The following is a 21,759-nucleotide window of genomic DNA, read 5'->3' as shown; positions in this document are numbered from 1 at the left end:
TAATGAAAAGACGACTTAGTATCATATTATTATTTACTCTTTTATTCATTGGTTTTATTATCAATTGGGGATATAGTTATAAAAAGGGACTGGAAGAAGCCTATATTCCTATTGCTAAAGAACAAGCACTACCAATTATTTATTCAGAAAAAAAAGTTTTTGAACGCTCCGAATTTGCTTTAGATTATCTCAATATGCCAATAGATGAAGCTCATCAAAGAACATTAGACTCATATTATAATAATAGAGCATATCCTGGAGCTCCACCGAGTATTCCGCATCCATTGATTAAAGGAGAAAGGGGAATGGGAGGAAAAGCATGTTTACAATGTCATCAAAATGGAGGCTTTACTGATAAGTTTAATGCATATGCTCCTGTAACGCCTCACCCAGAAATGATTAATTGTAGACAATGTCATGTGGCAGAGAATACATCATCAAGTTTTAAAGAAACAACATTCTATAAAAGAATTGCCGCAACAGTTGGTAATAATAATGCACTGCCAGGAAGTCCACCAATGATTCCTCACCAAATTGAGATGCGAGAAAATTGTTTGTCTTGTCATGCAGGTCCTGCAGCTCCTAAAGAAATTAGGGTTACACATCCCGATAGAATAAATTGTCGTCAGTGCCATGTGTCAGACACTCGTGATATCGTTGAAGTGGAGGTTTTTACAAGAACTAAAGACAACAGAGATGAATAGAAAAAACAATAGTTATTTTTTTAGTTGTATTACCCTAATAATGCTTTTTGCTTGTAAGCATAATGAAAATGAATATCATAGTTTGACTGATAAAATAGAGGCAGAAAGTAAGCAGTTTGAAGGTGTATCTATTTCTTCTGAGCGTTATATTGGTGATATTAAAACTATTGAAATAACCGAAGATAATCATACGTTTTTGATACCTGATCGTAAAAGTCAGATTACATCATATGCCTGTACCGAATGTCATTCTAAACCAGTAGAAGAATTAAAAGGAGTAGCGCTAAAAAAAGCACATTGGGATGTTGTTTTGGAACATGCTAATCAAGAAATAATGAATTGTAGTACTTGCCATAATGGTAATGATATGGATAATTTACAAAGCCTTACTGGTAAAACTATTGATTTTAATAGAAGTTATCAATTATGTGCTCAGTGTCATAGTAGTCAATTTGAAGATTGGAAAGGTGGAGCCCATGGTAAAAATATTGGAGGATGGGCTAAGCCCAGAGCAGCAATGACATGTGTGAATTGTCACAATCCTCACAAGCCTAAAATATTATCCAGATGGCCTTCTAGGTTTAATACACAAAAAGTTAAAGAACGAGATTGATATAATAACATTTTAGTATGATTTTTCAAAAAAATATAAAGTTATGAGTGGAATTGAGAAATATTTCAAACTAAATATGAATAGTACTACTAAACAAACTTCTGGGTCCTGTGGTTGCGGTAGTTCATCAGGAAGTTGTGGGTCTCATAATAGTAATCAAATGAGTGATGAAGATTTTGATAAAGCAGTGGATGCAGCTATTGGTGACGAAAGAAGAAAAGATGGTTTCGATCAAGTTTTTGAAGTTAAAATGGATCGTCGTACTGCATTCAGGAAATTAACCGCGAGTTTATTGATAGGAGCGGGAGCTGCTAGTACCTCTTGTAGTGTAACTACTGGGGATGATAGTAAAGAAAAAGCGCAAATCGATTGGGAAGAACAGTTTAAAGGAAACTATAAACTAATGACGGATGATGAGAAGAAAGGTACTGTGGATCGTTTAGTGCGTTCGTATCAACTACGAAAAGGGGAAAATATAAATATGACCTCTACGAATGCTTCTAAGGATGTACTTTTTGGGTATGCATTCAATATATCTAAATGTCAGGGATATATGGATTGTGTAAATGCCTGTGTGAAAGAAAACAATCAGGATCGCAATTCTGAAATGCAATATATCCGAATCCATGAAATGAAAGACGGAGAAGGATTTAAGTTTAATGAAGCTGATGATAATTATTATCATGAAGTACCCGCTGAGGGACATTTTTATATGGGAACGCAATGTTTTCATTGTGATAATCCACCTTGTGTAGATGTCTGCCCCGTACAAGCTACTTGGAGAGAAGATGATGGTTTGGTTGTAATTGATTATGATTGGTGTGTAGGTTGTAGATATTGTATGGCAGCTTGTCCATATGATGGCCGTCGATTTAATTGGAGTTCACCTGAAGTTCCCGAGGAAGAAATTAATAAAAACCAACATTACTTAGGGAATAGAATGAGGAAAAAAGGAGTTATGGAAAAATGCACTTTTTGTGTACAACGTTCCAGATCAGGAAAAGACCCAGCTTGTGTAGAAGCTTGTCCCACTGGTGCTAGGATTTTTGGGAATTTGCTAGACCCTAATAGTACAATACGGTGGGTTTTAGAAAATAAAAAAGTGTTCAGGCTTAAAGAAGATTTAGGGACAGAACCTAAGTTTTGGTATTTTATGGATTAATATTAGTAATAAAGTTTGACAAATTTAGGATATAAAATATTATAAAATGAATGGATTAAAATCCTCAGTAATATTGATATGGGTACACTAAAAGTTTTAGGAAGTTTAATTAAGGATAGCTTGGATATTATTACCAGAGGCTCTATTAAATACCTTATTTGGATGGGATTTCTAACATTCGTTATGTTAGCAGGGATGTATTGTTATTCTATTCAATTAGAAGAAGGACTTGTCGTTACTGGAATGAATGATCGAGTAAGTTGGGGGTTATATATATCTAATTTCACTTTTTTGGTTGGTGTGGCTGCCGCCGCTGTGATGCTCGTTATGCCTACTTATGTATTACATGATATCGATTTTAAACAAGCAGTTTTAATAGGAGAGGGGCTAGCTGTGGCAGCGTTGATTATGTGTTTAGCTTTTGTAGTGGCAGATATGGGTGGTCCTTCGGTTTTATGGCATATGATTCCTGGTATTGGAGTTTTTAATTTCCCAGCTTCCATGCTTACTTGGGATGTGATTGTTCTTAATGGATATTTGTTTATCAATATCACTATTCCTTTTTATATTTTATTTAAACATTATCAAGGAAAAGATGCGAATCCTAAAGTATATGTACCTGGTGCTATTTTATCAGTATTTTGGGCAGTAGGAATCCATTTAATAACAGCTTTTTTATATCAAGGATTGCAAGCACGTCCTTTTTGGAATAACGCACTATTAGGGCCTCGATTTTTGGCTTCGGCTTTTGCAGCAGGTCCAGCTTTAATCATTTTGGTACTTGCAATGATTAGAAATTTCACAGAATTTAAGATTGAAGATAAAACAATAAAAAAAATAGCAAAAATTGTTACCGTTGCAGCTCAGATTAACTTAATTATGTTGATTTCTGAATTATTTAAAGAATTTTATTCTCCTACACATCATAGTGAAAGCGCAGTTTATCTATTCTTTGGTTTAGAAGGTAAAACAGCTTTATTACCTTGGATCTGGACAGCTATTCCTCTAAATGTTCTTGCAACAGTACTCTTAACTTTTGAAAAATTACGTAATAACTTTAAAGTACTTTATTTCTGTTGTTTTATTTTATTTCTTGCCATTTGGATTGAAAAAGGTTTTGGTTTAATTGTACCAGGCTTTATTCCTGGTCCTTATGGTAAAATAGCCGAGTATACACCTTCCGGTATTGAAATAGGAGTAACGCTGGGTATATGGGCGTTGGGAGCTTTTGTTTTTACAATTCTTGCTAAAACTGCTATAGGTATAGAAACAGGAAAATTAAGATTTAAAAACTAATACAATTCATTATATCAGTAATAAAAAAATGAAATGATAACAAGTGTTATGAATGAATTACGCCTCTAAAAAATCTTCTTCAAAATTAGAGATAAAATCGTGTATATATTTTCTATTACGATGTTTCTTTTTTACCACTAAGTAATGTTTTCTTTTTAAACCATTTTTCCCAATACGCTTAAATACTAGATCTTTTGACAATTTAAAAGAGTTTAATTGCCATTTTGGGGCACACATAATTCCCATATTAGCTTGTATCATCGATAACGTAATTTCTGTAAACGGAATTGCAGAGATTTTAATTGGATTTATTTTATTAGGCCTTAAAAAATGTTCATAAACAGCTACACCTTCGATGGGAAAAGAGTTGATTAACAAATGTACATTTGCGAAATGACTAGCATCTAGATACGCTAAATTATTCAATGGATGTTCTTGATGCATAATAGCAAAAATCTCATCTCTAAATACAGGAATACTAGAAAGTTCATCAGAATTTGGTCTTGTAGTCACAATGGCAATGTCTATATCATCGGATAATACTTGTGATATGGTTTGATGTGTTGCTCCAAGACTTATATCAATATCTATTTCTGGATATAAGATCCCCATTTTTTGAATAAATGCCGGGATAGAATGAAAAAATGATTGACATTCTGCACTTAGTTTAATAGTACCTTTAGCTCCTTCCTTTATGTGTCTTATGGCAGTAAAACCTTCATCAATAGAGCTAAATAGCTTGTTGGCCAACTTATATAGTTCAGAACCTTCTTGGGTTAACTCCCATTTATTTCTAGTTCTATAAAAGACTTTAAATCCTAATCGTTCTTCTAATTCACGTAATTGATGACTTAAGGCCGATTGCGTTAAAAATAGTCGTTCTGTAGAATTAGCAATACTACCTTCTTCTGCTATAGTTTTAATTAATCTGAAATATTTGAGTTCCATAAACACAAAGATAAGTTGCTTACCTATATGTCATAGCTGAAATTATTTCAGTTATAGTTTTATTTATCTCAATTTCAAAATTATATAAACTTTAATCTTCCTTGTAGTTTTGGGATAAATAACATCAATTAATTAGAACTTTTATATGAAAACCATTGGATTGATAGGAGGAATGAGTTGGGAATCATCAAAATTATATTATGAATTTTTAAATATCAAGACGAAAGATTTTTTGGGTGGCTCTCATTCTGCAAAATGTATCTTGATTTCAGTAGATTTTGCTGAGATTGAACGATTAACTTTTAACGATGATTGGAATGCTATAGGAGAACTTATGAAACAAGCAGCACAACAATTAGAAATGGCAGGTGCGGATATAATATTACTATGCACCAATACCATACACTTAGTTAGTGATTATATTTCTGAACATATAACTATTCCTTTCCTTCATATAGCTACAACCACAGGAGAATCTATTAAAAAATTAGGTCTAGAAAAAATAGCCTTACTAGGTACAAAATTTACAATGGAAAAAGATTTTTATACCAAGACATTAACAAATGATTTTGGGTTAGAAATTTTAATACCGAAGAAAAGTAATGGACAAATTGTTCATGATATTATCTATAATGAATTAGTAAAAGGACAGTTCACCAACATTTCAAAACAAATAATTATTGAGATTATAGAAGAACTAGAAAGTCAAGGAGCGCAAGGTGTTATTTTGGGCTGCACCGAATTACCTATACTAATCTCAGAATCAGATATAGAAATTCCAATATTTGACACAGGAAAAATCCACTCACATGCGGCAATAGAGTGGAGTGTAAAAAATAATAAAAATTTTACACCTTATTAATATGATATAATGTAAAATAGATACAATTACATAAATTAAAACTTTAACAATATACAATGGAAAAAATAAAACCTTTACATCTACTTAAAGTATTCATTTTTCTTATTATGAGTACTCTGTTTTCGCAAAAGAATGAATTAAAAAATCATATACTTTTTTATAGTTCTTTCGACAGAAAATTATCTGCTGATATATCCAAGGGAGACGGAATGATATATACTGCAGAAAGCTATAAAAAATTAAATAATGCAAAACCTGGATTACATAACCCTAATGTTGTCTTAGCTAAAAATAAAGGGATGATTGGTGATGCACTTCATTTCACTGAGAAAAACACTACTGCTATTTTTTATAAAGCTTATAAAAATGTTGATTATAATAACAAATCATGGAGTGGTTCGGTATCGTTTTGGTTACAATTAGATCCCAATAAAGACTTAGCGCCAGGGTATTGTGATCCCATATGCATTACAGATACGAGATACAATGATGCTGCCTTATGGGTTGATTTTACTGATCATAACCCAAGAAAATTTAGATTAGGAGCTATGGGTGATCTAAATATTTGGAATCCAAATAATAAAAATGATATGACAAAGTGGGAAAAACGAACGGTAACTATTAACAGACCTCCTTTTAAGAAAGGAAAGTGGACCCATGTAGTTATGACTTTTTCCAAAGTAAATACAGCAAACTCTACATTTAAGCTGTATGTAAATGGAACATTTCAAGGAGTTATAAAAGGTATAAATGATCCTTTTACTTGGGAACCTAAAGACGGAAAAATTATGTTAGGATTAGGATATATTGGGTTGATGGATGAACTTGTTATTTTTAATAAAACATTAGAAGTTAATGAAGTAAAATCTATTTTTGAGCTAAAAGAAGGTATAAAAACATTATTAAAATAGTGGTTTTATAAAAGCATCTATTTTAATAATGTTATTTCAGAAAACACAGAGTAGTAGTGCGAATGGATTGTTTATAGTTTATTGTCTTCCAGATATTTTTTTAAATTGTTTCTATAACTACTACCTACAGGAATCTCAAAGGAATTAATTAACACACAGCTATTATTATATTGAGAAACTTTTTTTAACGGAATTATATATGACTTGTGTATTCTGACAAAATTAAAGCTGTTTAATTTCTCTTCTATAGATTTCAATGTTTTAAGTGCTAGATAATAATTTTTACCACATACAATTTTAGCATAATCTCTCATACCTTCAATATAGTCAATGTCATCTACCAAAACTTTTATAAATTCATCTCCTTCTTTAATATAAAAAGATGGATTTATGGTCAAATCTTTCTTAGACCGAGGAATTAGAATATTTTGTTTAAAACGCTCTATGGTTGTTATAAAACGCTCAAAGGATACTGGTTTTAGAAGGTAATCGATGACATTTAATTCAAAACTTTCTATTGCATAATCTGTATAGGAGGTCACCATTACAAATTGTGTCTTAGTTTTAGCTAGCTTTACCAATTCTGTACCAGAAATTTGTGGCATAGCAATATCTGTAAAAACCAGATCTACTGGGTTATCATTAAGATACTTAAAAGCAGCTATAGAACTTGTAAAAGTTTTTAAAATTTCAAATTCTGGAAATCTATTTATATAGTTAACCAGAACATCGATTGCTAATGGTTCATCATCAATAATTATGGTAGTTTGTTTTTTCATCACCCTAGATTGATTTCTAAATTAGCAGAATATATATCGTTGTTATGCTGTAGAACTAAATTATGTTTTTTAGGATAAGAAAGTGCTAATCTCTTTTTTAGACTCTCTATACCTTTTCCTTTTCGATTAGTTACATTAAAATGCTGCTTGTCTAGTATACTGTTTTCTACCTTAAACAAAATAATATGATTCTTACATATTATATTAATGCTAACAAATGCATTTTGATCATTGGTGTAAAACCCATGTTTAAAGGCATTCTCTACCAAAGTAATTAATAACAAGGGTTCAATATTTTTACCTTCAGCAATTCCGTTAATACTTAACTTAATATTTGCTTGATCTCCAAATCTTATTTTTTCTATAGCAATATACTCTTCAATAAATTTTAATTCTTGTGTTAGTTTTACCTGTTTGTTAGTAGAATCATCCGTTAAATAACGCATCATCCCAGAGAGTTTCAATATAGTGTTTGGTGTATCCGGGCTGTTTTTTAGAGACATACTATAAAGTGAATTAAAAGCATTAAATAAGAAATGTGGGTGTAACTGATTTCTTAATAACTGTCCTTTTGCTTGGTTTAATTCATGTTCTAAATTTTTATATCTATTAAAAAAATCTAATCTATTTATAAAGTGAATAAGAAAATAAAACAGGAAAGTTTTTCCAATAAATTCTGTGGAAAAATCAAATGATCTATCTAATAATACTTCATTATGTATTCTATATGACTTTAGTAAAGCTACTAATACGATAAGCACAATAAAGAGAAATATAAAACCAATCTTATACCATAATTGATTACGCTTTAATACAAAATAATATAATAAATAGGCAATCACAGAAAAGATAAAATACTCTACAGCATCACTAGTTAAAAAGAAAAGCCATTTATCAGGAAGCGTATATATAGCCTTTCTTATGACTTGAAGTACTATAATCGTTATAAAAACCACATTAAATAGGGTGTTTAGTACTTGTATTTGTTTATCTGATAATTGAAACATATGTGTATTGTGATAGACTGTTGTAAATATATTAAAACATAATTCGGATAAATCGATAATAATACCACGTTTGTCGATTAGTAAACTAGGTTACTCTATTTCTTTTTTATGAGTAGATAAATAAAAATATGTTTGAAAAGAATTCACTTTTAAAACATATAAAAATGAAAACTACTATCATCACTTTAATAATTAGTTTATTGACAACTATTGGTTTTGGACAAAAACTTGAGCTAGAAAAAGCATCTCCTTTCACAGCGGTGACATGGGATAATGATCAGCCAGTAGTCGAATTCAATAATGAATGGTATCATTTCGAAAAGCTAGATTATTTTGATAAAGATGAACTAATACGTTTTTGTAAAAAAGAATATAATACAAAATGGAAAAAACGTTTTTCAGAAGACCTTGTAGAAGTGCTTAGAAGTTTAAATTATATACCAAATAAAGATGTTTATTTGGTTTTGTCTAGAAATGGAGTTGCTAAGACATATACTGGTACATTTACTTTTGAAAATAGACAACGTTGCCTACACTACAATAACGTATCCAAACCTAGTAAAAAGAACACTATTAGTAAAGAAAAAACTAAGAAGAGTATTGGTAAAACAGAAGCTATTGAAGATATAAAACAATTTAAAGAAATTCTAGATACTAGATCATCCTATTCACAACTCACTAATTTTGATTATCATACAGTGATTGATGAAATTATAGCTTTAATATTAAAAAGAGAAGATAGTATTCAGATAGATGAACTTGTATATGAAATGAGTAAAATTATGGCAGAGATTGGTGATAGACATGCATCAATAAAAAATGAATCATTTGATAAAAAAAATCATGAATCATATGAGCAAAAACTACCTTTTGGGATTACTGTTCTAGATAAACAAGTTATAGCAGTCAAAAGAAGATTCGGAAATAATTCGTACCAATACTATTATAAGAACTATCCGTATATTAAAAGTATTAACGGAATACAAATAGACACATTAATTACCAATTATAATTATAGAGATAAAAAAGCACCAAAAGAAGCAAAACTTACAAGAGGAGCTAACGCTATTGAGCAATATGGATCACTCTTATTTAATAACAACAAAAGAAATTTAAAAAGGGTAGAAGTAGTGTTTACAGATGGAAAGAATGAAAAAAAAGATATACATAAACTAACAATAGATAACAAAGGTTATGTTTCTACACTACATATTGCCAATTACAATGCTATAAAAAACACAATTCATACTGGACAGTTTGATAGCCTAAAAAGGTTATTAACTAATAATATCGGTTATATAAAAATTCCGATGATGTTTAATTATAAAAAGGTTGATAGCCTAGAACATTTCATAGAAACCACGATGAAAGAACTTTCTAACACCAAAGCCTTAATAATAGATATCAGAAATAACCCAGGAGGAACCAGAGACATATTACAAACTTTTGCAAATTATATGATACCACAAGCGCAGTCACCGTGGGTATCCAATGTTGGATATTTACGAACAAATAAAATAATAGATACTGATGAACATTCAATGAGCAGTCGTTATTTGTATTCTTATAATTCCGATGAATTCTCAAATTCAGATAGGTTCGCAATCGATGAATTCAATAAAACATACAAAATTAAGCAAGAATTTGATCATTCTAAGTTTAGTGCCCCTTTTTATATGGTATTGAAGCATAAAAAAACCTTTTACAAACAGCCAGTTTATATATTAGTAAATGAAAGTAGTTTTAGTGCAGCTACTGTTTTTACAGCTGCTTATAAGGGTTTACCTAATGTAAAAATAGTAGGGGTAACTACTGATGGATCTAGTGGAAACTCAAAAGAAATGTATTTAACCAATTCTAATATTAGAGTAAAGGTATCAACAATGTTATCGTTTCAACGTAATGGAAAAACCTTAGATGGCAATGGAACAGTTCCTGATATCAATATATCAGTAGATAAAGAACAAATATTTAAAGGAAAGGATACGCAATTAGAAAAATTAGTTACCATTATTAATGATGAGAATTAATATTTAGAAAATTCATGAATATTGATTATATTTTATCAAAATCAATCTGAATATATAATTGGAGTAAAATAGAGGAAACTAAAGACTAAAAAAACATGAAACCACAATTATATGTTTTATTCTTTTTGTCAAACTTTGTACTTGCACAAATAGACTCAATTAGTACTAGAATTAATAATCAAATTAATCATAGTTCAGAAAACCCTGTACATAGTATCTTAGTGTATTTAGAAAATGAAAGTCAAAAATTTTACTATAATGAGGGGTTTGGATTAACTACAGAAAATGGAAATCCAGTAACAAAAAATAGTTCATTTAAAATTGCAAGCAGCACTAAAACTTTTATATCAACGATTATACTTCAGCTTGAAGAAGAAGGTAAACTAGATATAAATAATAAGGTATTCAGGTATTTGAAAGATATAGAATACCTCGATTTTGAAAATTTACATATTTTGGATACTATAAAATATTCGGAACGTATCACTATCAAACAACTATTATCACATCGATCAGGATTTGCTGATATTTTTAAGGATAGAGAAGATACATTTTTTGGAATGGTAGCTCAGAACCCTAGCAAACAATATAATCCAAAATCAATTATAGAATTATATTATCAACAAAACCTTAACAATGAGCCTCACTTTATTCCTAATGAAGGATGGTATTATTCGGATATCAATTACGTATTACTTGGGTTACTGATAGAACGGCTAGATCAAACTGAGCTATCTCAATCCATTAGAAACCGAATATTAGGACCATTAGGAATGAAGGATACATATTTTGAATATTATGAAGAGTTCAATAAAAAAACTAGTCAAATAAGTCAGTATATAGGCGACATAAATTTTTCTGACATAAACACATCATTCGATTGGGCTGGAGGAGGACTTGTATCTACGAATACTGATTTAGCACTATTCATAAAAGCATTATTCAGTTATAATCTTATCAATAAAAAATCATTGGATGCAATGATTGATGTAGCGTTCACTAAAAAAAATGAAAGTAGATATGGTTTAGGTATATATGAATTTATTATAAATGAAGATGTGTATTATGGCCATTTTGGATTTTATGGAACTTTCATAGGATATTGTCCTAAAACAAAATCAACTCTTTCATATAGTATTAGTCAAGCGACGCCAAACTTTAACTCGTATAAATTTATTAGTCAACTGCTAAGTTTTGCTAAATAAGGATTATAACGCTACTTTAAAACTGTTTTTAGCACCTCCCAAACATTATTCGCTAGGATTTTTTGTCCTTCTATAGTCGGGTGTATACCATCCGCTTGATTTAGTTCTGGAATACCTCCAACATCTTTTAGAAGAAAAGGGATCAGTGCTAGCTCATTTTTCTGCGCAAGATCAGGAAAAATATTTCTAAACGCTGTAATATACTCGGGCCCCATATTTGGTGGTAACTGCATACCAGCTAATATGATTGTAGTTTCTGAGTTCTTTTTTCGTACTGCATCGATAATGGATTGAAGATTATTTCTGGTTTCTGTTAAAGGAACTCCCCGCAATCCATCATTAGCACCTAGTTCTAGAATAAAGACATCAACTTTCTGGTTAAGTACCCATGAGATACGGCTTTTTCCGCCAGCTGTAGTCTCTCCACTTAATCCCGAATTGATAACCGTATACGCTAAACCTAAAGAATCCAGTCTGTTCTGGAGTATAGCGGGATACGCATCATTAATATCATCTAATCCATAGCCAGCAGTTAAGCTATCTCCAAAACAAAGAATGGTTTTAGTAAGAGTGTCTTTAGCTGAGTCACTGCTATTCTCAATAGAACTGTCTATATTAGTTTCTTCTTTTTTAGTAGTGTTTTCTCCACAAGATAATAGTAAACTGAAGAATAAAAAATAACAAAACTTTAAGGAAATCCACTTATAACGAGTATATAAATACGAAACCATTTGCTTATTTTTCCTCTTTTGCATTATCTAATTGAATTAATTGAAAATCAATATGCCAAAGATATTAAAGATTCATGAACTGGAGAAGACTTATAACAGTGGTTCAAAAAAACTTAAGGTCTTAGACAATATCTCGTTTGAAGTCGAAAAAGGAGCTACCTTTTCTATTGTAGGACCTTCCGGAAGTGGTAAAACTACTTTGCTTGGACTATGTGCTGGATTAGACAACCAGGACTCAGGTATTGTAGAGTTATGTGGCCAAAATATTCAGGAATTGAATGAAGATGAACGTGCACAATTAAGAAATAAAGAAGTAGGATTTATATTTCAGAATTTTCAATTGCTTCCCACTTTAACAGCATTAGAGAATGTGATTGTACCTTTGGAATTACAAGGAGTTAAAAATGCCGTTACAAAAGGCAAGGAGTTACTAGAAAAGGTTGGATTATCACATCGTTTTCATCACTATCCCTCACAATTATCAGGAGGAGAGCAACAACGTGTTGCATTAGCCCGTGCCTTTTCAAACAAGCCAACAATTTTATTTGCCGATGAACCAACAGGGAATTTAGATGAAGAGACCGGAGAAAAGGTCATACAGCTCCTCTTTGAATTAAATAAAGAGGCTGGAACGACTTTGGTTATTATCTCTCACGATCTTGATTTGGCAAATCGAACTCAACAGATACTTAGATTAAAAGGAGGGAAAATTATAAGCAATGAGAAAACGTTAGTACAATAATGAAAATGGATTCATATTCAAAAATAGATATTGCTTGGTTACTAAAGATGGCGTGGCGTGATGGACGATCTAGCATTTCCAGATTACTATTATTTATGGCATCTATCATTCTTGGTATTGCCGCCGTAGTTTCGATACAATTATTCAGTGAAAATGTAAAACAAAATATACAAGATCAATCCAAAGTATTGATGGGTGCTGATTTTATTATTGATAGTAGACAACTCCCTAATGAAAAAGTTCAGGCTATCATCGATTCATTAGGAGCAGACGCCTACGAAGTTAATTTCCCATCCATGGCGGCGTTTCCAAGAAATGGAGCTGCTAAATTAGTACAAGTACGAGGTATGGAAGGCAATTTTCCTTTTTATGGAACTTTGGAAACGGAACCTATTACTGCAGCTACGGAGTATCAAAAAAGGGGAGGAGCCTTAGTAGATGCAACGCTCATGTTGCAATATGATATAAAACCAGGTGACTCTATCAAGTTAGGATTGGTTACCTTTCCTATTCTAGGAGCTATTAATTCAATGCCGGGTAGTTCTGGAATCTCATCAACAGTAGCTCCCACAGTACTAATCCCATATCGATTTATAGAACAGACCGAATTGTTGCAATTGGGCAGCAGAAAGAGATATCAATATTTTTTTGAATCACCAGAAGTGGATCTGATTAAATTAGATAAAAAGTTAGATCCTATCTTGGATGCAGAAAATGCTGACCTCGATACGCATACCAGTACTAGTCAACGAATAGGACGTGGTTATGGAAATCTAGGTAAATTTCTGAACTTGGCGGCGTTTATAGCCTTACTACTAGGCTGCATTGGCATAGCTAGTTCAGTACATATCTATATCAAAGAGAAATTAACAGATGTTGCGGTTTTAAAATGTTTAGGAGCGAGTAGAAAACAGGCTTTTTTGATTTACCTAATACAAATTGCTGTGATGGGACTTATTGGTGGAATTTTAGGAACAGTAGCGGGTATTGGCCTTCAACAATTACTTCCATTTCTTTTGGATGGATTTTTACCATTTGATGTAGAAGTTTCTATAAGTCTACAGCCAATTTTTATGGGATTACTATTAGGTGTTTTGATGTCGGTATTATTTGCATTACAACCTTTACTTTCTACTTGGTATGTATCACCATTAGAAGTGTTACGGGTGTCAGAAAAACAAGCTAGAGGATCTAAAAAGATTCGTGTATTTACCTTTGGCGCAATTTTGCTTTTTATTCTTTTATTCTCCCTATGGATCTTTAGAGATATACTATTTGCTTTTGCTTTTGTAGCAGGTATTTTTGCCACCTTTGCTATTTTGGCAGGGATCTCTACCTTATTTATTAAGGTAATTAAAAAATATTTTCCAACCGCTTGGGGATTTACAGCTAGAACGAGTTTGTTGAATCTCTTTAGACCTAATAACCAGACTACGGTACTTATATTTGCTATAGGTCTTGGTACTTTTTTAATTAGTACGTTATATTTCACTAAAGACATACTATTAACAAAAACAGCATTGGATAACGGTTCAGACAATGCGAATATTATATTAGTAGATATCCAACCAGAGCAGCGTGATGCTGTAATTGCGAGCATGACCCCGTCTGGATTAGAAGTTATCGATAATCTATCCATTGTTACTATGCGGATGCATAGTATTAATGGGAAATTAAGTAATGAGATTAGAAAAGATACAACTACTGCAGTGAATGATTGGGTACTTAATCATGAATTTAGGACGACTTTTAGGGATTCGCTTATTGCTTCAGAATCTATAATTGATGGTAGCTGGGTAAAAGAAGTTAAATCTGGAGAAAAAGTTTCCATCTCAATATCAGAAAGTCTTGCCGAAAATGCAAAGTTAGGAGTAGGGGATCCTGTTATTTTTAATATACAAGGTGTATTAATGGAAACCATTGTTGGAAGCATCAGAAAAGTAGATTGGACACGTTTACAGTTAAATTTTATGGTAGTATTTCCAAAAGGTGTATTAGAACAAGCACCACAATTTCATGTACTCACTACATATGTACCTGATAATAATCAATCTGCTGCACTGCAACGTGAACTAGTAAGTAAATTTCCAAATGTTACTGTCTTTGATCTTAGGCAGATTTATACTGTTATTGAAGACATTCTAGGAAAAATCTCCTGGGTGATTAATTTTATGGCATTCTTTAGTATTCTTACAGGTGTTATTGTATTAATAGGTTCGGTTCGAAATAGTAAATACCAACGTATCAAAGAGAGTGTGTTATTACGTACATTGGGTGCAAAAAGCAAACAAATTCTTAGTATTACGGCGCTAGAGTATTTATTTTTAGGAATACTTGGCAGCTTGGCTGGAATCCTATTATCTTTAATCAGTAGTCAATTATTAGCAACACTATTATTCGAAGAACCTTTTGTGCCTTCCGGTATTCCTTTCTTATTGTTTCTGCCTAGTATAGTAATTTTAGTATTGCTCATTGGATTAAGTAATATTAAAAGTGTATTACAAAGTCCGCCTTTAAATATTTTGAGGAAAGTGGGGTAGTCGTAGGATTAATTTTATATATCAGGATGGGTTTACGTAATGAATTTGATCTTCTGCTATTTTAGCTGTGATAATTAAATATACTGTATAAACTACAATTATGGGATCTAATAAGAAAGCTAAGACAAAGATAGACTGGTTACAAAAAACTCGAGAACACTGGAATTATAAGGGTGTAGAAAGACCTCCATTTGCAATTGAACCTAAAGAGAATCAGCGATCAGTTTGGGATTTTCCTCGTCCCCCGATCATTGAAAAAGTTAGTAAGCCAGTAATTGTGAATCATAAGGATATTAGGATTGTAGATTCTCGTAATGCACTTGCAGTATTAGAGACTGCAAGCCCACCAACATATTATATCCCTAAAAATGATATTGATATGAATACGCTTGTTACGATGCCTAATAAGAGTTCAATGTGCGAATGGAAAGGAAATGCAGTGTATTGGACATTAAAGGAAATGAGTAATATTCCTGTGGCGTGGTCATATCCTAATCCATTTTTAGAGTTTGAAGCATTAAAAGATCATATCGCTTTTTATCCGCAACATCTTGATTGTTATGTTGATGGAGAACAAGTAAGAGCACAATCTAGTCAATTTTATGCAGGATGGATTACTTCTGATTTGGTTGGACCTTTTAAGGGAGAACCTGGAACAGGACATTGGTAAATATGATCTATTAATAGTAGGAGTGAAGTAGTATAAAAAGTAAATGTTATAATTATAGAACCATTTAATAGAATAACAAAAAACAACCTTCTAAAATTTAGAAGGTTGTTCATAAAATTTATGCTATTCTAAGAGAACAAGCCCTTAGTTGATAACTAGTTTTAAACTACGTTTACCACCAGAATTATCCAAAATATTAACCAAATATAATCCAGATTTAATTCCAGAAATATCAATTATCATTTCGGTAGTACTTGTTGGTACTCTTACTGATTTTAATTTCTTTCCGCTCAGGTCAGAAATCATAATGATGCTATTCTTTAAATCCGTCGTGTTTTTTATTGAAACACTACCAGTTGCAGGATTCGGAAACATTTCGAAGAGCTTGTTTTCTATTTCATTCTCTCTATTTATAGCAGTTTCGCACACTGGTGCTGTAGTAGAATCACTAAAATAAATAGTGTAATCTTTAGCTACTAATACAAAGTTTCTTTCATCTATAGTTACAAAGTAATCTCCATCCAAGCCGGGAATACCAGTACCTACCAAAGAAATTTGAGGATTCGGTTGATTAAAGTTTTGTACAGCGTCTGAGAAATCAATATACCAAGGAGCTATATCTAAATTAAAAGAAAATTGATATAAACCATTATTAGTTAAATTCCAGTTTAGTGTAAACAAATTAATATTGCTTAAATCTGGACCACCAGTACCCAAAACGTATACATTATCGTAAGATGTATTTATACTTACCAAAGAAGTTTCGATTGGCGCACCAAAAGAACAATCACCAGTAGGTGGATCTATAATATCATCTGTAACTGTAATCATAACAGAAGCAGTATCAGTACCACCATTTCCGTCACTAACCGTAACAGTGGCAGTATAATCACCTGTTGTGTATGTATGTGTAGAAGTAGCATCTGATCCAAAAGTTCCATCACCGTAATCAATACTATAAGTTAGGATATCATTATCTGCATCAGTTGATCCAGAAGCATCTAATACTACATCCAAAGGAGTAACTCCAGTTGTTGGTGTAGCAGTTAGCATAGCTATAGGAGCAGTATTTACTGGATCGATAATATCACCACATTGCGGAGCTATATCAGAATTACTGCAATAAATAGTAAAATCTCCTGTAGTAGAAACTAACACCAGATTATCTCCGTCTAAGGTTACATAATAACTTCCATCTAATCCTACAAAACTAGAACCCGCAATAGTAAGTTGTGCCTCAGCGGCATTAAAGCTTTGTGTAGATATTTCAATTAAATCATTATACCAGTTCGGAATACCGTTATTGGTACTAAATGAAAATTGATATAAACCATTGTTCCCTAAATCCCAATTGATAGAACAATTGGCTATATTATCTAAATTAGGACCATTATCTCCCAATACATAAATATTTGAATACGAACTGTTTACAGAAGGTAGAGGAGAGGCTCTTGGTGTATCAAAAGGACAAATTATTTCTTCACAATCGGTATCTATCACTAAGTCAATTGTTTGTACCACACCGCTACTAAAAACACCATCGCTAACTGTTAAGGTTACTGCAGCGCTATCTAGATTGGTATAGCTATGAGAAACGGTAACACCTTCTGCAGTTGTACCATCTCCAAAGTCCCAAGAATAAGTCAACGCATCTCCGTTAGGATCAAAGGAATCACTGGCATCAAACTCCACATCTGGGCCGCCACATCGACCATTATCACTAGTAAACAATGCTACAGGAGGTTGTGGTTCTGTTGTTAGACCAAAATCAACATCACTAGTAGAATAAAAAGCTTCTTCTGTAAGCGATCGTTGCCAAATACTATAAATAACGTGTTTACCAGTTCTAGCAGGAAGTACAACATCTATATTGTCAGTAGCAGATGCTTCTCTCGGTTCTGTTTCTACAAGAAGTTCAAGGTTATCCCAGGTTAAAGGTTGATCCGGAGTCCAGCTCGCTTTCGTAATATACACTCTATAATACAATGTTTGATGGGGAGCAGAATTTGTCCATGTTACCGTAAATGGGCCAGGAGTTACCGGCGTGGTAACCCAATCATCACGTACTTGATCAAGACCACCATACTTATCAGGACGTCCTGCACTAGCAAGATTACCATCCGCAATAATGGCTTGATGCATACCATTAGCATCCATACGTGCAACTTCGTTCCAGTCATATAATGCTTGCGTACCATACATAGCTACAGCATCAATACAGGCGGGCGAATCGGGACTCTCGGGATTTTCTTGAAAACAAATCCAGACTCTACTAGGAGGACTTGTTACAGTACCGTGCGGAAAAATAGTCTGAAGGCTTGGGAAAATAAAGGCAACGCACAGCAATAAAGACGTTGACCATTTTCTTAGGTAGGAAATCATCCAACCTAAAGTTTTGGTTTTAGAGTTTGTTTTTTTCATGTTGTTATTGAATTGTTAGTATTGAATTTACGTATCAAAAAAACAGGGTGGTTCAATAACAATTATGAAATTACTATTTAGGATTGTTGTTGTCAACTAATTAACATTTTTTAAATTCATATTTAACATAAATCAGAATTAGTTGAGGATTGTGTTTAACAGTTTTCATTTTATGTATATAGAAATGCCTACAAGAAGAATTATATAGGTATAAAGATGTATAAAATCCTAATCGCTGAGAATCGCGTATTTGAAAATTTCTGTACGATTGTACGGAATAATCGATTTATGAGAATTACGAATATTGATACTAATTGATGAATTTATATATAAACAATACATAATGATGAGGAAATTGATATAGAGTATGGTTTAAAATATTCTATTTTACATAATATAAATTATAGTACAAATATAATATATGAGTAAAACGGCGAATAGAACTTTTTCTGTTCTATTTTACATAGATGCAGATATAGCGCCTTTAGGTCTATATCGTAAGCATTTATGTAACAGCCGTTTTACGCAAGCCAGTTTATTATTAGTAGCTATAATGTCCCCAGCCGCATCATCCCGCAGATATTTAAAATTGATTTTATGATCAATTATAAAAACTCGTGTAAAATATCCCAGGATAATTCTATTTCATTATAATCGTAGCTACTGGGGTCATCATAATTCCAAAAAAACTATTGTTGAAACATCCTGCTCACATTTGTAGCTATAATTTGCCGTTATGTAAAATTGCCGCTGCCTATGCGCTCGATTGTTTTGTATAACAAAATGCTTCTGGCATTTTATTCTACACACAATATTCAGCCACATAGCCAACGCCAAAAAAAGCAAACACTTTTAGGTGCATTATAAATCGCGTATTTGATTAATCATGCGTGAAAAAAGTTTTTATGCCATTCTCGTGACGTTACCGCATAAGTATAAAATTACTCTAACGAGATAATTTCTATACACATGCTAACCAAAGAACTCGGATTAGACATTCTTATTGACGCTCCTTTACCTATTGTTTGTGCCAAAGTTTTCTGAGGCCGGTTTTAAACTTTTAGGTTCTATTTTACATAATGTTTAATGTCTGCCACAAAGAGGTTTTAATTTTTGTGCAACTATTTTCTCAATTATATTTAGATAAATACTATTGGAACTTTCAATTTTAATAACGTTAATTGTTATATCAAAATCACAATCTTTTGCAAAGTGTATTAATTGCAAACCTTGTGTGTTTCCATTATGATAATAACCAAGGTGTTGATTAATTCTTCCTGTGATATTTGTTAAATTCCATTTTTTAGTATAGCCACCACGACGAATACCTACATATAAAACATTACTATTATCATTTTTGTTTGTTGCAGGCACACTTCTATAACTTTCAGTCCCTTTTATGTTAGTCTCTCTATATTTATTTAAAAGGCTATTTAATTCCTTCGCTTGTTCAACTGTTTTTAAATCAAACCAATATAAACAATCACATTTTATTTTATCCAACTCGGTAAATATGTTTCTCGAATTTGCGTGTGTATTTACATCTATAGTAAAGTCTTTATGGTTAGGTAAGTCACTTATTTTAAATGTTTTAATGATCCTATCATCAGTTTCAGACACAACTTTATTACTTATGGACTCAAAAACCTTGTGTATGACTAAGATTTCATCTTTTATATTCATAATTGGTAATCTCCTAATTGGTAATCTCCTATTAAAAAATCAACTCCTTCCCTCCCATTTGGTTTTGAAGATAATTCTAAATTAAATTCTTTTAGCTCGTATTTTAAATATTCACTATTCATTTTCTAATGGATTTGTACCTAATATTTGATTAGTACGTTTCATATCTATATAAACAGAATTACCGTGCATTATAAATTTATCCAGTAATAAATTAGAAACATCTATGTTTTTTAAAAGTAGATATCCAATAACATAATCAATTAAAAAACTAATATATAATAGCTCGAAATCAGTAAAAATATTTTTATTATTTAAATTGCTATGAACGTGATAATTCCTAGATCTTATTAGTTTACTAGGAAACGTTTCCCAATCATTTTCGGTTAGTTTTCCTATTAATTTAAAAACAGGTTCATAGTGTTTTATATATTTCTTTAGGTTTGGAGGGTTAATACCAGAGTATATTTTACAAAATGCCTCAAATGCTGATATGCTATTTGTAAATCTTTTACTATGACTAGAATGGTTTGTAATAAAGTTCTCCATCAATCTATCTAGGCAAAATCTAAAGTCATTATCATTATAAGATACTTTCAAAACTTTATTCAAATCATCTGTTATCTCATCATAATTTGTATTAACAAAAGAAGATGTTTTTTTAGATAGATTTTTATCATTATAATAAATATCTTGCCATTCATTGCAACTAAGACACTTAAAATTAAACTCACTAAATTTTTCCGAGCCACCTCTTAATAACTGTAATACTTTTTGGAACTGATTATAAATCTCAATAGCCTTTAGAATCGCAACTGGTTTATCTAAAGTGAATTTTATGGCTCCTTTGTTTGTTATATGAAGTTCCGAACGATTTTTTGAATGATAATTGATGTAATGTTGAATTTCAATTATTAGTCCTTCTTTTTCAATTTTGAATTTATCTTTAAACTCTTTCGTTGATAAGGTATTTGTTTGAGTATCGAACCAATTCATAAAATTAACCCATTTAACAATAGCATCATTTACAATAAGAAATTCTTTAATTTTTAAATCAATTGCATTAACAAAATGATGTGGACTTGTGAATGTATATTTAGGTCTATATACCCTTAATTCAGAGATACCAGAAGAGGAACTTTGAATTCTACAATCAATAAATGTTACATAACCAACACCTGTGAATGTGCCTATAATTTGTAATTCTTTATAAACTATTTTTTCAGAACAAAGATTTGTTTCAAGAAATATATCATCATCTTTAAAAAAGAGAACACAAAATTGTTTTTGGTCTTCTTTACCTACAAACCAAATATCACCATAATATTTTTTATCTTTTTTCAATATAATTTCAGGAATTTTTTAATTTTAAAATAATCTTCCTAATCTCTGATTCAAGAGTTTTCTTTTTTAATAAAATTTGATCTAATCTATTTTGTACTTGTTGCGTTATTT

The 21,759-nt window shown here is 31.6% G+C and carries 19 protein-coding genes; 11 read left to right on the top strand and 8 right to left on the bottom strand.

Annotated features, from left to right (window positions below; genetic code table 11):
* Positions 1-2 precede the first annotated feature (2 nt).
* The 4 genes from H526_RS0102250 to dsrP all read left to right on the top strand — a co-directional run bounded on the left by H526_RS0102250 (position 3) and on the right by dsrP (position 3,775).
* The gene (locus H526_RS0102250; protein ID WP_035084127.1) at positions 3-704 is read left to right on the top strand and encodes a multiheme c-type cytochrome; all 702 of its coding nucleotides are present in this window, start codon (positions 3-5) and stop codon (positions 702-704) included.
* Positions 697-1,317: a cytochrome c3 family protein gene (locus tag H526_RS0102245; RefSeq protein WP_027391485.1), complete on the top strand. Its 621-nt coding sequence runs from the start codon at positions 697-699 to the stop codon at positions 1,315-1,317. The genes H526_RS0102250 and H526_RS0102245 overlap by 8 nt, the downstream gene beginning before the upstream one ends.
* A 43-nt stretch (positions 1,318-1,360) precedes the next feature.
* On the top strand, positions 1,361-2,479 hold the full coding sequence (locus H526_RS0102240; RefSeq protein WP_027391484.1) for a 4Fe-4S dicluster domain-containing protein: 1,119 nt from the start codon (positions 1,361-1,363) through the stop codon (positions 2,477-2,479).
* Positions 2,480-2,557: 78 nt separating this feature from the next.
* Complete coding sequence (dsrP, locus tag H526_RS0102235) at positions 2,558-3,775, top strand: sulfate reduction electron transfer complex DsrMKJOP subunit DsrP (protein WP_027391483.1); 1,218 nt, start codon at positions 2,558-2,560, stop codon at positions 3,773-3,775.
* 57 nt (positions 3,776-3,832) lie between these two features.
* Here dsrP and H526_RS0102230 read toward each other — a convergent pair whose 3' ends face one another.
* Positions 3,833-4,723 carry a LysR family transcriptional regulator gene (locus H526_RS0102230; RefSeq protein WP_027391482.1) on the bottom strand — a complete coding sequence of 297 codons (891 nt, stop codon included), beginning with the start codon at positions 4,721-4,723 and terminating at the stop codon, positions 3,833-3,835.
* A gap of 145 nt (positions 4,724-4,868) precedes the next feature.
* Here H526_RS0102230 and H526_RS0102225 point away from each other — a divergent pair, with 145 nt between their 5' ends.
* Together H526_RS0102225 and H526_RS0102220 are read left to right on the top strand one after the other, a co-directional pair.
* Positions 4,869-5,585 (top strand): aspartate/glutamate racemase family protein, encoded by a 717-nt coding sequence (locus H526_RS0102225; protein ID WP_027391481.1) that lies wholly within the window; start codon positions 4,869-4,871, stop codon positions 5,583-5,585.
* Between the two features lie 56 nt (positions 5,586-5,641).
* Entirely contained in the window at positions 5,642-6,496 is an 855-nt protein-coding gene (locus H526_RS0102220; RefSeq protein ID WP_027391480.1) for a LamG domain-containing protein, read from the top strand.
* 71 nt (positions 6,497-6,567) lie between these two features.
* Here the strand turns inward: H526_RS0102220 and H526_RS0102215 are convergent, their stop codons facing one another.
* Both H526_RS0102215 and H526_RS0102210 read right to left on the bottom strand, forming a co-directional pair.
* On the bottom strand, positions 6,568-7,275 hold the full coding sequence (locus H526_RS0102215) for a LytR/AlgR family response regulator transcription factor (protein WP_035084124.1): 708 nt from the start codon (positions 7,273-7,275) through the stop codon (positions 6,568-6,570).
* A complete protein-coding gene (locus H526_RS0102210) occupies positions 7,275-8,282 on the bottom strand; it encodes a sensor histidine kinase (RefSeq protein WP_027391478.1) in 1,008 nt (335 codons plus the stop codon). The genes H526_RS0102215 and H526_RS0102210 overlap by 1 nt, the downstream gene beginning before the upstream one ends.
* 164 nt (positions 8,283-8,446) lie before the next feature.
* On the opposite strand from H526_RS0102210, the gene H526_RS0102205 reads away from it, so the two are divergent.
* A complete protein-coding gene (locus H526_RS0102205) occupies positions 8,447-10,312 on the top strand; it encodes a S41 family peptidase (protein WP_035084121.1) in 1,866 nt (621 codons plus the stop codon).
* A 95-nt stretch (positions 10,313-10,407) separates the two neighbouring features.
* Positions 10,408-11,517, top strand: a complete 1,110-nt coding sequence (locus H526_RS0102200; RefSeq protein WP_027391476.1) for a serine hydrolase domain-containing protein — start codon at positions 10,408-10,410, stop codon at positions 11,515-11,517.
* An 11-nt stretch (positions 11,518-11,528) separates the two neighbouring features.
* Here the strand turns inward: H526_RS0102200 and H526_RS0102195 are convergent, their stop codons facing one another.
* Entirely contained in the window at positions 11,529-12,272 is a 744-nt protein-coding gene (locus H526_RS0102195; protein ID WP_027391475.1) for an arylesterase, read from the bottom strand.
* Positions 12,273-12,300: 28 nt separating this feature from the next.
* On the opposite strand from H526_RS0102195, the gene H526_RS0102190 reads away from it, so the two are divergent.
* The 3 genes from H526_RS0102190 (at position 12,301) to H526_RS0102180 (ending at position 16,200) form a co-directional block, all read left to right on the top strand.
* A complete protein-coding gene (locus tag H526_RS0102190) occupies positions 12,301-12,990 on the top strand; it encodes an ABC transporter ATP-binding protein (protein WP_027391474.1) in 690 nt (229 codons plus the stop codon).
* A 47-nt stretch (positions 12,991-13,037) separates the two neighbouring features.
* On the top strand, positions 13,038-15,530 hold the full coding sequence (locus H526_RS0102185) for an ABC transporter permease (protein ID WP_027391473.1): 2,493 nt from the start codon (positions 13,038-13,040) through the stop codon (positions 15,528-15,530).
* 100 nt (positions 15,531-15,630) lie between these two features.
* Entirely contained in the window at positions 15,631-16,200 is a 570-nt protein-coding gene (locus H526_RS0102180) for a DUF427 domain-containing protein (RefSeq protein WP_081415528.1), read from the top strand.
* 144 nt (positions 16,201-16,344) lie between these two features.
* Here the strand turns inward: H526_RS0102180 and H526_RS0102175 are convergent, their stop codons facing one another.
* The 4 genes from H526_RS0102175 to H526_RS0102160 all read right to left on the bottom strand — a co-directional run bounded on the left by H526_RS0102175 (position 16,345) and on the right by H526_RS0102160 (position 21,648).
* Positions 16,345-18,621 carry a lytic polysaccharide monooxygenase gene (locus H526_RS0102175; protein ID WP_051335930.1) on the bottom strand — a complete coding sequence of 759 codons (2,277 nt, stop codon included), beginning with the start codon at positions 18,619-18,621 and terminating at the stop codon, positions 16,345-16,347.
* 1,083 nt (positions 18,622-19,704) lie between these two features.
* Positions 19,705-20,304 carry a hypothetical protein gene (locus H526_RS0102170; protein WP_027391470.1) on the bottom strand — a complete coding sequence of 200 codons (600 nt, stop codon included), beginning with the start codon at positions 20,302-20,304 and terminating at the stop codon, positions 19,705-19,707.
* Positions 20,301-20,426, bottom strand: coding sequence for a hypothetical protein (locus H526_RS32435; protein WP_281171928.1), 126 nt, complete (start codon positions 20,424-20,426; stop codon positions 20,301-20,303). Before H526_RS32435 ends, H526_RS0102170 begins: the two co-directional genes overlap by 4 nt.
* Complete coding sequence (locus tag H526_RS0102160) at positions 20,419-21,648, bottom strand: ApeA N-terminal domain 1-containing protein (protein ID WP_027391469.1); 1,230 nt, start codon at positions 21,646-21,648, stop codon at positions 20,419-20,421. The genes H526_RS32435 and H526_RS0102160 overlap by 8 nt, the downstream gene beginning before the upstream one ends.
* Positions 21,649-21,759 lie beyond the last annotated feature (111 nt).

Source organism: Aquimarina latercula DSM 2041 (assembly GCF_000430645.1).
Taxonomy (GTDB): Bacteria; Bacteroidota; Bacteroidia; order Flavobacteriales; family Flavobacteriaceae; genus Aquimarina; species Aquimarina latercula.
Note: the sequence above shows the minus strand (reverse complement) of the source record. Positions and strands in the feature narration are given on the sequence as shown.

Bases quoted from the DNA above. Each gene is read 5' to 3' on its own strand.
- H526_RS0102225 (WP_027391481.1), top strand. From the start codon at position 4,869: ATGAAAACCATTGGATTGATAGGAGGAATGAGTTGGGAATCATCAAAA.
- H526_RS0102250 (WP_035084127.1), top strand. From the start codon at position 3: ATGAAAAGACGACTTAGTATCATATTATTATTTACTCTTTTATTCATT.
- H526_RS0102240 (WP_027391484.1), top strand. From the start codon at position 1,361: ATGAGTGGAATTGAGAAATATTTCAAACTAAATATGAATAGTACTACT.
- H526_RS0102205 (WP_035084121.1), top strand. From the start codon at position 8,447: ATGAAAACTACTATCATCACTTTAATAATTAGTTTATTGACAACTATT.
- H526_RS0102190 (WP_027391474.1), top strand. From the start codon at position 12,301: ATGCCAAAGATATTAAAGATTCATGAACTGGAGAAGACTTATAACAGT.
- H526_RS0102245 (WP_027391485.1), top strand. From the start codon at position 697: ATGAATAGAAAAAACAATAGTTATTTTTTTAGTTGTATTACCCTAATA.
- H526_RS0102180 (WP_081415528.1), top strand. From the start codon at position 15,631: ATGGGATCTAATAAGAAAGCTAAGACAAAGATAGACTGGTTACAAAAA.
- H526_RS0102220 (WP_027391480.1), top strand. From the start codon at position 5,642: ATGGAAAAAATAAAACCTTTACATCTACTTAAAGTATTCATTTTTCTT.
- H526_RS0102210 (WP_027391478.1), bottom strand. From the start codon at position 8,282: ATGTTTCAATTATCAGATAAACAAATACAAGTACTAAACACCCTATTT.
- H526_RS0102195 (WP_027391475.1), bottom strand. From the start codon at position 12,272: ATGCAAAAGAGGAAAAATAAGCAAATGGTTTCGTATTTATATACTCGT.
- dsrP (WP_027391483.1), top strand. From the start codon at position 2,558: ATGGGTACACTAAAAGTTTTAGGAAGTTTAATTAAGGATAGCTTGGAT.
- H526_RS0102170 (WP_027391470.1), bottom strand. From the start codon at position 20,304: ATGAATATAAAAGATGAAATCTTAGTCATACACAAGGTTTTTGAGTCC.
- H526_RS0102200 (WP_027391476.1), top strand. From the start codon at position 10,408: ATGAAACCACAATTATATGTTTTATTCTTTTTGTCAAACTTTGTACTT.
- H526_RS0102230 (WP_027391482.1), bottom strand. From the start codon at position 4,723: ATGGAACTCAAATATTTCAGATTAATTAAAACTATAGCAGAAGAAGGT.
- H526_RS0102215 (WP_035084124.1), bottom strand. From the start codon at position 7,275: ATGAAAAAACAAACTACCATAATTATTGATGATGAACCATTAGCAATC.
- H526_RS0102175 (WP_051335930.1), bottom strand. From the start codon at position 18,621: ATGAAAAAAACAAACTCTAAAACCAAAACTTTAGGTTGGATGATTTCC.
- H526_RS32435 (WP_281171928.1), bottom strand. From the start codon at position 20,426: ATGAATAGTGAATATTTAAAATACGAGCTAAAAGAATTTAATTTAGAA.
- H526_RS0102185 (WP_027391473.1), top strand. From the start codon at position 13,038: ATGGCGTGGCGTGATGGACGATCTAGCATTTCCAGATTACTATTATTT.